12 protein-coding genes are annotated in these 12,979 nt (G+C 49.9%); 10 read left to right on the forward strand and 2 right to left on the reverse strand.

The window, feature by feature from the left end:
- Positions 1–10: 10 nt before the first annotated feature.
- Positions 11–1,345, forward strand: a complete 1,335-nt coding sequence (locus QQZ12_RS11785; RefSeq protein ID WP_102993627.1) for an NAD-dependent malic enzyme — start codon at positions 11–13, stop codon at positions 1,343–1,345.
- 245 nt (positions 1,346–1,590) lie between these two features.
- A complete protein-coding gene (fabZ, locus tag QQZ12_RS11790) occupies positions 1,591–2,016 on the forward strand; it encodes a 3-hydroxyacyl-ACP dehydratase FabZ (RefSeq protein ID WP_054095791.1) in 426 nt (141 codons plus the stop codon).
- 55 nt (positions 2,017–2,071) lie between these two features.
- Here fabZ and QQZ12_RS11795 read toward each other — a convergent pair whose 3' ends face one another.
- Entirely contained in the window at positions 2,072–2,203 is a 132-nt protein-coding gene (locus tag QQZ12_RS11795) for a hypothetical protein (protein ID WP_262983044.1), read from the reverse strand.
- A 113-nt stretch (positions 2,204–2,316) separates the two neighbouring features.
- On the opposite strand from QQZ12_RS11795, the gene QQZ12_RS11800 reads away from it, so the two are divergent.
- From QQZ12_RS11800 to QQZ12_RS11835, 8 genes are all read left to right on the forward strand, one after another.
- Positions 2,317–3,519, forward strand: coding sequence for a glycosyltransferase family 4 protein (locus tag QQZ12_RS11800; RefSeq protein ID WP_284724464.1), 1,203 nt, complete (start codon positions 2,317–2,319; stop codon positions 3,517–3,519).
- 209 nt (positions 3,520–3,728) lie between these two features.
- On the forward strand, positions 3,729–4,757 hold the full coding sequence (locus QQZ12_RS11805) for a Gfo/Idh/MocA family protein (protein ID WP_102993625.1): 1,029 nt from the start codon (positions 3,729–3,731) through the stop codon (positions 4,755–4,757).
- 36 nt (positions 4,758–4,793) lie between these two features.
- Positions 4,794–5,903 (forward strand): DegT/DnrJ/EryC1/StrS family aminotransferase, encoded by a 1,110-nt coding sequence (locus QQZ12_RS11810; RefSeq protein ID WP_102993624.1) that lies wholly within the window; start codon positions 4,794–4,796, stop codon positions 5,901–5,903.
- 19 nt (positions 5,904–5,922) lie between these two features.
- Entirely contained in the window at positions 5,923–7,239 is a 1,317-nt protein-coding gene (locus QQZ12_RS11815) for a nucleotide sugar dehydrogenase (protein ID WP_102993623.1), read from the forward strand.
- A 13-nt stretch (positions 7,240–7,252) separates the two neighbouring features.
- The gene (locus tag QQZ12_RS11820; RefSeq protein WP_284724465.1) at positions 7,253–7,999 is read left to right on the forward strand and encodes an acyltransferase; all 747 of its coding nucleotides are present in this window, start codon (positions 7,253–7,255) and stop codon (positions 7,997–7,999) included.
- A gap of 23 nt (positions 8,000–8,022) precedes the next feature.
- Positions 8,023–9,489, forward strand: a complete 1,467-nt coding sequence (locus tag QQZ12_RS11825) for a lipopolysaccharide biosynthesis protein (protein WP_189318922.1) — start codon at positions 8,023–8,025, stop codon at positions 9,487–9,489.
- Positions 9,490–9,495: 6 nt separating this feature from the next.
- Entirely contained in the window at positions 9,496–10,890 is a 1,395-nt protein-coding gene (locus QQZ12_RS11830) for an O-antigen ligase family protein (RefSeq protein WP_102993620.1), read from the forward strand.
- 237 nt (positions 10,891–11,127) lie between these two features.
- Positions 11,128–12,255, forward strand: a complete 1,128-nt coding sequence (locus QQZ12_RS11835; RefSeq protein ID WP_102993619.1) for a glycosyltransferase family 4 protein — start codon at positions 11,128–11,130, stop codon at positions 12,253–12,255.
- Positions 12,256–12,501: 246 nt separating this feature from the next.
- On the opposite strand, the gene QQZ12_RS11840 is transcribed toward QQZ12_RS11835, so the two are convergent.
- A complete protein-coding gene (locus QQZ12_RS11840) occupies positions 12,502–12,909 on the reverse strand; it encodes a hypothetical protein (protein ID WP_102993618.1) in 408 nt (135 codons plus the stop codon).
- Between the last annotated feature and the right edge of the window lie 70 nt (positions 12,910–12,979).

Raw genomic sequence — 12,979 nt, forward strand, 5'->3', positions numbered from 1 at the left:
GGGTGCGCAGATGACAGTACGCAATATCATTCGAACCATTATTGTAGAAACCCCGTCCAAACCGGGGAATCTTGGGAAAGTGGCAACTGCTATCGGAATGGCTGGCGGGGATATCGGGGACATCACCACCATTAAAGTCGGTCCCTTGTCCACTGTCCGGGACATTACCGTTCATTGTGAGAGCAAAGAGCAATTAGATGCAGTGATTCAATCGATTCAATCATTGGAAAACGGAATCTACGTCCATGCAGTGTCTGATGACGTACTCCGTGCCCATGAAGGCGGAAAAATCCAGATGAAAAGCCGGATGGACATTCGTTCGCTCGCTGATTTGCGTCGTGTGTACACGCCGGGAGTGGCGGATGTGTGCCGTGTGATTCAGGATGATCCGGATAAGGCCCGTTATTATACAAGCATAGGCAACACGGTGGCCATTGTCACCGACGGAACCGCTATCTTGGGCTTGGGGAATATCGGTTCATTGGCCGGCATGCCGGTCATGGAAGGAAAAGCGGCTTTGTTTGACCGATTTGCAGGTATCAGTGGGATTCCGATCCTGTTAAATACCAGCGATCCGGATGAAGTGGTGAACACCATCAAAAAAATTTATCAAGGATTCGGCGGGATTCTGTTGGAGGACATTGGCTCGCCGCATTGCTTTGAAATTGAAGAGCGGTTGAAAGAGGAGTTGCCGATTCCGGTCATGCATGACGACCAACATGGTACGGCAGTGGTGACATTGGCTGCGGTGATCTCTGCTTGCCGCTCAACTGGCGTTGATTTGAAAGATGCCGTCGTGGGACAGATCGGCTTGGGTGCCGCTGGGCTGGCGATTTGCCGGATGTTCATGGCCTACGGTGTCAAAGAGATGTGCGGAGTTGACCGCCAAGAGGCGGCGCTAGAGCGGTTGCGTCGTTACGGAGGCACGGTGCTTCAATCCATCGAGGAGCTGATGGAGCATTGTGACATCGTTATTGCCACGACAGGTGTGCCGGGCTTGATCAAGCCGGAGATGGTTCGCAAGGGGCAAGTGATTCTGGCCCTGTCCAACCCGAAACCGGAAATCACACCAGCAGAAGCGGTCAAAGCGGGAGCCGCGTTTGCAGCGGATGGGCGTTCCGTCAACAACGTGTTGGGCTTCCCGGGCATTTTCCGCGGAGTGCTAAATGCCGGAGCGAAAGAGATTACTCACTCGATGTTGGTGGCCGCTGCGCAGGCGATCGCCGATTGCACCGCATCTGGAGAATTGGTTCCACATCCGCTTGATCCCAAGGTGCATGTGGAAGTGGCCCGTGCCGTGGAGCGAGTGGCCGAACGGGAGATGGAGATGGAACCTGCCTTGTAATCTTTCTTGGGCAATCGTGCATGGAATCATTGTGAATGTGCAGCCGTTGCGGGGGACAAGCCCTGTTGCGGCTGTTTTGCATATTTGAGCGGGAAACACCGCCAGCAATCTGACAGTGGCTAGGGATTGTCATGAATCCGTCCTGATTTCGTTCTCATGTCAACATAGTTTTTTACAATACGTTTCGCTATAATGAGGATAAATGGTCACCGGAATCGTTTTGAAGTGAAGGGAGACAGCAAGCCATGAAATGTGATGTGAAACAGATTCAAGAAATTATTCCTCACCGTTACCCATTCTTGTTGGTAGATCGCATCGTGGAGTGGGAACCGGGCAAGCGCGCGGTGGGTATCAAAAACGTGACTGTGAACGAACCTTTTTTCCAAGGACACTTCCCGGATTACCCTGTCATGCCGGGTGTGTTGATCATCGAAGCTTTGGCGCAGGTAGGTGCTGTCATCGTGCTGGGTTTAGAGGAAAACAAGGGAAAATTGGCCTTTTTTGCGGGCATTGACAAAGTCCGTTTCCGCGAGCAAGTGAAGCCGGGCGACACGCTCACTCTTGAAGTGGAAATGATCCGCTTAAGAGGTAGCATGGGCAAAGGCAAAGGCATTGCGCGCGTGGGAGACAAAGTAGTGGCGGAAGGGGAATTGATGTTCGCCATCTCATGAGCGAATACATAGCGGCGGAAGGTCCCCATGAGCGGGACCTTCCGCCTCGTGTTACCTACCAACTCCATAGGTGCAGCATGCGCCACACGAAATAAAGCACTCCCCATACGGGCAAGCTGATCAACAACCCGTTAAAAATGCCCAACATGGAATTATAAGCGTCACTGGCCATTTTTTGTCTTCTCATAAAAGATCTCTCCTGAATGGTGGATGTCTTTATTATCGACCGTTTTCGTGCAATCTATCTGCGTTGTTTGGCAGGAAAAAAATCCTACCCACGCTGCAAAGGATGTGATCACGATGGGTACCCGCGTACTGGTGGTTTCCCACATGTATCCAAATCAAGTTAATCCAATGGCTGGCATTTTTGTGCACAATCAAACAAAGGCGTTGAAACGGGCAGGAATCGATGTGCGTGTTCTTGTGCCGATCCCGCACTTTCCGCTTTACCGCAAATGGCGGGGTTACCGCCAATTGCCCGCGCGCACGGAGTTGGACGGCATTCCCATCTACTATGTCCCGACATGGATGTTTCCGGGTGGGTTTTTCTTTTCCCAATACGGCACCCTATATGTGAATGCGTTGCGGAAGGTTTTGCCATCCATTCATGAAGAGTTTCCGTTTGAGTTGATCCATTGCCACACCATTTATCCCGATGGTTATGCGGGGAGTCTGCTGAAACAAGCGTTTGGCGTGCCGGTGGTGAGCACTGTTCACGGATCGGACGTGATGCTTTATCCCAAACGGAGTCGGCGCGTATATGAGCGGACCGAGCAGGCGCTCCGTGGCAATGATTTTGTCATCACGGTGAGTGAACGGGCGCGGCAAGAAGTGATCAAGATGGTTCCGGATGCGAAGGCGGCCACCATCTACAACGGATTTGACCCCAGCCGGTTCCAGCCGATAGAGAAAAGCGCTGCGCGAAAAACGTTGGGTTTGCCTTTGTCTGGGAAGCAGGTGTTGTTTGTCGGCAACCTGTATCAGGTGAAAGGGATTCCTTATCTGTTGGAGGCGTTCCGAGCCATTGCCGCAGAAAGTGAAGAAGTGAGCTTGAACCTGATCGGCGAAGGGCCACTTCGCGCAGAATTGGAACAACAAGTGGAGCAGTTGGGATTGCAGGGACGCGTCACCTTTTTAGGCCGAAAGCCGTACGAGGAGATTCCGGTTTGGATCAACAGTGCGGATGTGGTGGCGTTGACCAGCTTGAGTGAAGGCTTGCCTTCGATTTTATTGGAAACGATGGGATGCGGGCGGGCGATGGTCGCCACCGATGTCGGCGGCATTAGGGAAATCCTGCAAGACGGGCGCACAGGGTTGTTGGCCCAGTCACAAGATGTGGACAGCATCACTCGCGCGCTACGCAAAATTCTCATTGAAGATGAATCGTTCATAGACACCATGGGCAAACAAGCATTAGAGGCGTCACGGAAATTAACATGGGAACAGAACGCAGAGAATACCAAAGCGGTGTATGCGCGTGTGTTGGAAGAGAAACAGAGCTAGGACGTGTCAATCCCTAAGACCGCGTTGCCAAGCGGGAGAACGTAAAACTTTATGACTTTTTAGATGCGGGGATACCCAAAAAATTTCAACTATGTTACAGTTGGTGATAGGTTTGTAATGTTCCTGTAACATACCTATTTGAATTAAATAAAACATTAATTGTAACAAGATGTTTGATAGATGAACTTGAATAGAAATGAGGGAGATTTGTGATACGCTTTGGAATTGTGGGCTGCGGCCATATCGCCAAGAAGCACGTTGCCGCGATTGACGCGGTGGAAGACGCTCAGTTGGTGGCGATTTGCGACACCAATGAAGAGCGCTTGAAGGAGTTTGCCCGGGAAGGGGTGACCGCTTATACCGACCTTGCCGACATGCTGAAATCGGATGTTGACGTGGTGGCGATTTGCACGCCAAGCGGCCTTCACGCCAAACTGACCTTGCAAGTGGCGGAGGCCAAAAAGCATGTCATCGTCGAGAAGCCGATGGCTTTGACTTTGGAAGACGCGGACGCCATGATCGAGGCCTGCGCGAAAAACGGAGTCAAGATGGCTGTGGTGCATCCCAACCGTTTTCGCCCCGCTGTGGTGGAACTCCGCCGGCAATTGGACAGCGGAGCCTTTGGCAAAATCGGACACGCTAACGCAACGGTGCGTTGGAACCGAAACCAGGCATACTATGACCAAGCGTCATGGCGTGGCACCAAAGCGATGGATGGCGGCGTCCTGATGAACCAAGCGATTCACAATATGGACCTCTTGTTGTGGATGATGGGTGAAGTGGATGAGGTTTCCTCTTACGCCGCAACGCGGATTCGCGACATTGAGGCTGAAGACACATCCGTGTCCGTGATCCGTTTTAAAAACGGGGCGTTGGGCGTGTTGGAAGCGGCTGTTACCATTTACCCTAAAAACTTGGAAGAGTCGTTATCGATCTTCGGCGAACGCGGAACAGCCATCATCGGAGGACCGACGGCAAACTGGATTAAGCATTGGTCGTTCGCGGATCTGAATGAAGAAGAAGCGGAACAAGTCAAACAACGTGTGGAACAAGATCCATTCGGCATCCCAGGTCATCAATGCATCATTCAGGACATGTGCGATGCCATCCGTGAAGACCGCGCGCCGATTGTGGACGGGGAAGCCGGGCGGCAAGCGCTCAGCCTCGTTATCGCGTGCCAAGAGGCAGCCGAGTCTGGCAAGCCGGTGAAAATGGACGACCTGAAAAAACGCGGTTAAACTCACAACACTTACGAAACAAGGAGCATGATGATCATGAAAAAGATTCCTCTGTTGGACCTTAAAGCGCAAATGGCACCGATTCGCGAAGAGCTCTTGCAAGCGGTGGCCAAGGTGTTGGATAACGGGCAGTACATCATGGGGCCGGAAGTGAAGGCGTTTGAAGAAGAAGTGGCTCGTTATGTAGGAGTGAAACATGCGATCGGCGTGGCTAACGGAACGGATGCCCTGTTGTTGGCACTGGACGCGGCGGGCGTGGGTGCTGGTGATGAAGTAATCACGACGCCATTCACCTTCTTTGCCACTGCGGAAGTTGTTTCCCAGCTGGGTGCGACCCCGGTATTCGTGGATATCGATGAGAAAACATACAACATCGATGTCAAACAAATCGAAGCGAAAATCACTGACAAGACGAAGGCGATCATTCCGGTGCACATCTTCGGTCAGCCGGCCAACATGGATGAGATCATGGCACTGGCTGAAGCGCACAACTTGTTCGTGCTGGAGGACTCAGCGCAAGCCTTGGGTTCGGAATACAAAGGACGCAAAATCGGAACGCTGGGCCATGCGGCTACCTATTCCTTCTTCCCAACCAAAAACCTGGGTGGCTACGGAGATGGCGGTATGGTTGTGACCAATGACGATGAACTGGCCCAAAAAATCCGCATCTTGCGTGTACATGGTAGCAACCCCAAATACTATCACAGCATGATTGGTTACAACAGCCGTTTGGATGAGATGCAAGCAGCTATGTTGCGGATCAAACTGCGCCACCTCGATGATTGGAACAACGGACGGCGTGAGCGCGCGGCCCTGTACAATGAGTTGCTGAAAGATACTCCGCTCGTCACCCCGTATGCGGCTGAAGATCGTAAGCACATCTACCACCTGTATATCGTGCAAGCGGATGACCGTGATCAGTTGATGGCTTATCTGAAAGAAAAAGGCATCTCCACTGGCGTTTACTATCCGGTACCGCTTCATCAACAAGATGTGTATAAGCCATTGGGATATGAGAAAGGCAGCCTGCCAGTATCCGAATACATGTCCAACCGCACGTTTGCTTTGCCGTTGTACGCGGAGTTGGAGACGGAAACCATTCATATGATCGTTGATACCATTAAGGAATACTATGCAAACAACTAATGGGCAAAGGATGGAATGAATCGTGAGCGGAAAAACATTACTTACCAAAATCCAAGATAAAACGGCAGTCATCGGTGTAGTGGGCCTGGGTTACGTTGGCTTGCCGCTGGCCGTTGAGAAAGCAAAAGCGGGTTACAAAGTGATCGGCTTTGACATTTTGCCGAACCGCGTAGAACAAGTGAATCAAGGGATCAACTACATTGGTGACGTCGTTGACGAAGAGCTGAAAGAAATTGTGAATAACGGTCAGCTCCAAGCGACCACCGATTACTCCTTGATAGCGGATGTGGACGCGGTAGCCATCTGCGTGCCGACTCCGCTGGATAAATACCAACAACCCAACGTCTCTTATGTGGAATCTTCCGCAAAGAGCATCGCCAAATACCTGCATCCAAACATGCTGGTCGTGCTGGAGAGCACAACCTATCCAGGCACGACGGAAGAAATTGTGCAACCAATCTTGGAAGAGACAGGCCTGAAGGTGGGTCAAGATTTCTTCCTTGCGTACTCTCCAGAACGTGTTGACCCAGGCAACAAAGTGTTCAACACCAAAAACACCCCCAAAGTGGTGGGTGGGGTTACGCCGGAGTGTACCAATGTGGCGGCTGCATTGTACCGCTCGGTGCTGGAAGGCGAAGTACATGTTGTGTCGAGCCCCAAAGTGGCGGAAATGGAAAAAATCCTGGAAAACACGTTCCGCAACATCAACATTGGATTGGCGAACGAAATGGCTATCTTGTGCAACAAAATGGGCATTGACATCTGGGAAGTGATCGACGCTGCCAAAACCAAACCTTACGGTTTTATGGCGTTTTACCCGGGCCCTGGTTTGGGTGGGCACTGCATCCCGATTGACCCGTTCTATCTCACCTGGAAAGCGCGTGAATACAACTATCACACCCGCTTGATCGAAGTGGCTGGGGAGATTAACAACGAGATGCCCGATTTCGTTGTTGACCGCATCATGAAAATCCTCAACCGTTACGGCAAAGCGTTGAACGGTGCCAAAGTAGCGGTGTTGGGCGTCGCTTACAAGAAAGACATCGATGATTACCGCGAATCGCCGGTGATGGAAATTGTGAAACTGCTGGAAAAATACAATGCTGATTTCGTCACGGTCGACCCGCACATCAAAAACTTCCGTGTGGACGGCAAAGAGTATGAAACAGTGCCGTTGACCGACGAACTGCTCGCTTCCGCAGACATTGTGCTGATCACCACCGACCACACAGCATTTGACTACGAAGCGATCGCAAGCAAAGCCAAAGTGATCTTCGACACCCGTAATGCGATGAAAGGTGTACAAAAAATCGAAGCGGATTACGAAAAACTATAAAGGCGGGTTTTTCATGAAAAATGTGGTGCATGAATCTGTGCGGATGGGGACGAACGTCTCCATCGGCTACTTTTCTGTTATTGAAGAAGGCGTAGTTTTAGGCGATAACGTGACGATTGGCAATAATGTGACCATTCATGCAGGAACTGTTATCGGATCGGACGTATTTATTTCAGATAACTGTGTATTGGGACGTTGGCCGAGACCAGCCAAATCATCCACAGTGAAAGTGGATGCCTCCTTGGCGCCGCTGACCATCGGGGACGGGACGACGATCGGGGCTAACACGGTACTGTACCGCGGTAGCACGTTTGGTCGGGAAGTGATGATTGGCGACCAAGCATCCGTTCGCGAGAAATGCACCATCGGTGACCGCGTGGTAATCGGCCGGGGCGTGGCGGTGGAGAATCAAGTTGAGATCGGTTCGTTCACCAAAATTCAAACCAATGCATATATCACGGCATACACCACGCTGGAAGAGCGTGTGTTCATCGCGCCGACTGTGACCACCACCAATGACAACTTCATGGGGCGCACCAAAGAGCGCTTCAAGTTTGTCCGGGGCCCGTTGGTCAAGCGCGGGGCGCGCGTGGGCGGCGGTTCGATCTTGTTGCCGGGGGTTACCGTCGCTGAAGAAAGTTTCATTGCGGCCGGAGCGCTGGTTAACAAAGACACGGAACCGAAAAAGCTGTACGTTGGCGTACCTGCCCGCGTTCTGCGTGATGTTCCGGATCGCGAACTGTTGGAAAATCAAGAGTAACACCGGTTAGAAGGTGTATGACGATGAAACAGCTCATTAAACGACTCTTCTCAGACTCTGCCGCGTTTGCTGTTGCAACGATGGGGAACAAGCTGGTTTCGGCCATGCTTGTCCCCTTTTATATCAAATATTTGACGAACGGACAGTTTGCTGATTGGGGCCAAACCAATACGTTTACGCTGATCCTAACCTATTTGTGCGTGTTAGGGACGGATACGGCGATGGCCTTTTACTACTTTGACGCCAAATCGGCGCAAGAGCGCAGAACGTATTTGTTCAACGCCATTGCTTTCAGTGTGACCATGTGTTTGATTTTTACGGCTTTCGCCTATTTTTTTGGTGCACCGTTAGCTGAAGTGGTATATGATCATAGTGGCGATTATACCTATTTATTGGCTGTGGCGTTTTTAGCGACGGTTGGCGCAATCATCATTCAACATTTGCTTGGTTACGCTCGCTATGCCGGTCGCGTATGGTTGTTCAATATTTTTAGCATGGCCTATGTGATTGGTTCCAATTTGCTGAGCCTTTATTATGTGATCGTCCAAAAGGACGGTGTTATGGGGATTTTTTACGGACAGCTCGTCGGGCAGACGGCTGTGGCCGTGTTGCTTCTCATTATATTCCGCAAAGAGCTAGTATTGAAATTCTCCCGAAAGCACTTATCCGATCTGATCAAATACGGTGCCCCACTTTTGCCCACATTGATGGCATTCTGGGCGATGAGTTCCATTTCCAGACCCATGTTGTACCATATGTCTTCGATAAATGATGCAGCGATCTATGAAGCCATGATGCGGCTCGCAAGCATCATTGTGCTGGTGACATCTCCATTTCAATTGGCTTGGCGTCCTTTTTCGATGTCGATCAAAGACAGGGAAGATGCGCCTCAGCTTTATGGTTTGGTCGGCAGAGGGCTCTTGGTAGTGGGAACAGTGGCCGTCATGTTGCTCGCTTTTGTCATGGAACCGATTTATCAATTGTTCACCACCGGAAAGCCGGGACTTGGCAGTGGTTACCTCTATGTTTGGGCGCTGTCGTTGGGTACACTATTCAATGTGTTGCATACTGTTTTTGGTGTGGGGCTGTTGATCAAGAAAAAGACCAAAATCATCTCGCGGGGATTTATGATCGCGGCGGTGGTCTATGTGGTCGGCTGTTTGCTTTTGATCCCCCTGTTCCGGATTTGGGGAGCGGTCAGCATGACCGTCGTGGCATATCTGATTGTGATCATCTATGTCTACACACAAAACCAGAAAGAATATCCGGTTGATTTCCGTTTCCGCGCGATGTTAATATATTTGACGATTTTCTTGGCCGCCATGATTGGTGTGACTTGGGTGCAGAGCAATGAGTTGCCGAACGCGTGGGCGTATTATTTGATCGCGCTTGGCGTCACGGTGGCCGCGGTCTTTGCGACGGGATTATTTTCGGTTCGTTCATTCCGACAAATCGGCCGTTTATTGCCGAAATTGGGTGGGAAAGGGTGAAAAAAAGTGAGTGAAATGTTGATTCCGAGGCAAAAGCGATTAGACACCCTGTTTTATTTGATGATCGCTTTTGCGCTCTTGGGACCAACGCTGGGGATTCCTTTGACTGAAGGATTTAATTTAACATTCTTCCGCATCGCATATGTACTGCTCGCCGGTGGGATTATCTTGCGGCTGGTGACGCAGAAGAATCTGGAAACATCTTATATGTATCCCGTCCGCTATTATGCGGCGTTTTTCGCCTTCTGGTTTATGTACGGGCTCCTCTCCCTGTCTTGGGTGATGAGCATGGGGGCGGCGCTAAAGTATTTGTTCTACATGGCGTTTATGTTGCCGCTCACGCTGTCGTTTCCTTTTTTCCTGCAATCGGAAGAAAAGCTGTGGAAAGCGAAGCGGGTGTTGTTTTGGGTGTTTGCGGCGATTATTTTTTACGCCGTGTTTGAGTCGATTACGTTGATTCATTTGCCTCCCTCAGCTTTCTTTAAAACAACATCTGCATCGGTTACGTCGGTGTTTACCAATCAAAATGACTTGGCTACCTGCATCACACTGGGCTTGCCGTTTTTGGCAACGGCCTTGTTTATGCTTAATCTGCAGAAGAAGCATAAATGGTTTATCTATATTACTGGTGTGTTGACCATCTATATATTGATTGCTACTGGTTCGCGCAGTAACACCGCGTTTGCATTGCCGCTCGCTTCTTTGATGTTGATCATAGGACTGCCGTTCGCAGTCGAAAGGGAGAAACTGACCAAGAAAAACATCGCCAAAGCTGTGGCCGCTATTGTGGCGGCGGTCATCTTGGCCAACGGCTTGAGCGCGATTTTCTTGTCAGAAGAAGCGCGGAATGCGGCAAAAAACAAGCTGTCAAGTACACTTGGGTTTTTGCAGGATATTAAGAACAGCGCTTGGCATATGGAAGATGGAGATACGGGCATTGAAAAAATGCAAACGGGTGAAAGCGCGGGCGTTCGTAAATGGCTGCTGATCAACGGCTTTAAATTCTTGCAACAAAGCCATTATATGGGCATCGGTGCGGGCAATGTGGAGCCGTGGATGGCTAAATACGGCGTCAAGGTGAACAAAGTCAACCTGCACAACTGGTGGGGCGAGATTCTGGTTAACTTTGGCGTGTTGATCTTTGTGCTCTACATGTGGCTCTATTTTTGGATGCTGTGGCGCTTGTGGAAGCTCGCCAGCCGCAAGCATTCGCCATCTTTGAGCCCGATGTTGCGCTGGGCCGCGTATTCCACAATGGCCGCATTGACCGGATATTTCTTCGGTGGGATGGCGCCCAGTTCAGCCATTCATTTTACTCCGATGTGGATTACCTATGGGTTAGGACTGGCTGTGATCGCCCTCGGGGAAGCGAAGAAAGCAGAAACGAAACAATCCGTTTAGATCAGGCAAGAATCGGTAAAAGGTGCCTTTCTTCACAGAGAGGCACCTTTTTTGCATGAATGGGAAAGACCCGATAAATACTACATTTTATTGACATCCCGTTTGGCCGAAAGTGACGAACTGAGGAAAAGATCATTGAGAACATATCCATTTGCAACGTTTTTTTGTACTATGTAATTTAGAGAAAAGAGATGGTTGATTCGTGGATATTGGCGTAAATGAAAGGAGTACCTTTTAGTGGCGGCAAAAGTAATGATATTCAGTTCGGTTCATCCATACGACGATTCGCGTATTTATCATAAACAAGCCAAATCCCTCGCGGAGGAGGGATATCATGTGGAGTTGCATGCCGTGGCCGATTTTGAGGAGCGGCTGGAGCATGGCGTGCGGATTGTCGGCGTCAAGCGGGTGAATAAGAAGTGGAAGCGGCTTATGAACGGTTGGGTGCTTTATCGGCGGGCGCTGAAGAGCGGGGCCGATATCTTTCACTTCCATGATCCAGAGCTGTTGCCTTGGGGCGCATTGATCGCTTGGCGGACGGGTTGTCCCGTCATTTATGACTCGCATGAGGACTTGCCAAAACAGATCCATACCAAGCCATGGATTCCTGCCAGTGTACGCGGACCTTTGTCCAAGCTTGTTCACAAGGTGGAAAAAGGCTTGGCCCGCAAGTTGTCGGCGGTGGTGACGGCGACGGAGTCCATTGCGCGCCAGTTTGCAAGTGCCAAACGGACGGAAGTGATCAAAAATTATCCGTTGCCGATGCCCGCCGTGGAGAAGACGGAGGACGAAGGCAACAAGATCTTGTATGTGGGCGGGGTCTCTTATCTGCGCGGTTACCGTGAAATGATTGAGATGATGGATTACATCCCAGCAGAATTACAAGCGGAATTGCACATCATTGGTCCCCTGCAACATATTCGGCCGGAAGATCAGGACGAAGCAATACTCAAAGAAAAGCGGGTTACCTTGCACGGACGCGTGCCCTTCGAGGAAGTGAAGCAGTGGCTGGGCAAGGGCAAAGTAGGATTGGTGTGCCTGCATCCAATCGAGAACTATCGGGAATCCCTGCCGATTAAAATGTTTGAATACATGGCTGCCGGCTTGCCGCTGATCGCGACCGATTTTCCCATGTGGCGTGAGATTGTAGAGAAAAGCGGTTGCGGATTCACCGTTGACGCACTCAATCCGAAAGAGATGGCGGAGAAAGTGACAACCATTTTGACGGACGAGCAATTGCGCAAGCGGATGAGTGAAGATGGCCGCAAGGCGCATGAAGAGGTGTACAACTGGCATGTGGAAGAACGGAAGCTATTGGCCCTGTATGCCGGATTGCTGGGCACGCAAACAGCCACATCAAGTTGAACGAAGCAAAGGAACCCCCGTCTATGCGTTAGACGAGGGTTCCTTCTTGCTTACGCGCGTTTTACTGCCCGACGGGTTGCCAGTCGATGTGCTCTGCCAGTTGGTGGTGGGGTCGCTCACTTGAAAATATCTGTGATTTTCTCCTCTTTCCCCCAAGCGCATTTAAATCAGTAAAAAACACCTGCATAAAATGCAGGTGATCGCTTTAATCTCTAATAATAGGTTTAAAAAATGGCATATGAAATCCTAATAATAGAATTTGTATATTCTTTGTACCGTTTTTAGCGTGATATATCCTAGAATTGCTGCAATTGTTGAATAAGGCAAATATAGACCGACAAGAGGACCATTTGCAATCATTATTAAGTAATCAGCTAAAATCCCAAAACCAACATACAATAAAAACTCTAAAATAGATTTTCCTTTACCTTTAAGTGGTCTAAGTATGAGATTAATTAACGTAAAGGCGATCCATCCATAAGTAGACATGCCGACAGCAGCGCCGAGTGATGATAGAATGAAAAGAGTAAATGGATCTGCATGTTCAATATACCTGCCACTTTTGTAAGCAATACTACCTACATAGAAAATACCAAAAGCAATCGCCGCAAAGAAAATCACTGTTAACTTATTTTTTAATGTAATTTGATTCATTAAACTTTTTCACCTTTTTATTTTGTATAAGGAGAGTATATCGCATTAAGATAAGAACAACAATGAATTA

Source organism: Laceyella tengchongensis, assembly GCF_900182735.1.
Taxonomy (GTDB): domain Bacteria; phylum Bacillota; class Bacilli; order Thermoactinomycetales; family Thermoactinomycetaceae; genus Laceyella; species Laceyella tengchongensis.

What these genes read in the sequence shown, in the direction of transcription:
- QQZ12_RS11820 (WP_284724465.1), top strand. Translation starts at nt 7,253, where the DNA reads ATGAAAAATGTGGTGCATGAATCTGTGCGGATGGGGACGAACGTCTCC.
- QQZ12_RS11800 (WP_284724464.1), top strand. Translation starts at nt 2,317, where the DNA reads ATGGGTACCCGCGTACTGGTGGTTTCCCACATGTATCCAAATCAAGTT.
- QQZ12_RS11825 (WP_189318922.1), top strand. Translation starts at nt 8,023, where the DNA reads ATGAAACAGCTCATTAAACGACTCTTCTCAGACTCTGCCGCGTTTGCT.
- QQZ12_RS11795 (WP_262983044.1), bottom strand. Translation starts at nt 2,203, where the DNA reads ATGAGAAGACAAAAAATGGCCAGTGACGCTTATAATTCCATGTTGGGC.
- QQZ12_RS11785 (WP_102993627.1), top strand. Translation starts at nt 11, where the DNA reads ATGACAGTACGCAATATCATTCGAACCATTATTGTAGAAACCCCGTCC.
- QQZ12_RS11840 (WP_102993618.1), bottom strand. Translation starts at nt 12,909, where the DNA reads ATGAATCAAATTACATTAAAAAATAAGTTAACAGTGATTTTCTTTGCG.
- QQZ12_RS11810 (WP_102993624.1), top strand. Translation starts at nt 4,794, where the DNA reads ATGAAAAAGATTCCTCTGTTGGACCTTAAAGCGCAAATGGCACCGATT.
- fabZ (WP_054095791.1), top strand. Translation starts at nt 1,591, where the DNA reads ATGAAATGTGATGTGAAACAGATTCAAGAAATTATTCCTCACCGTTAC.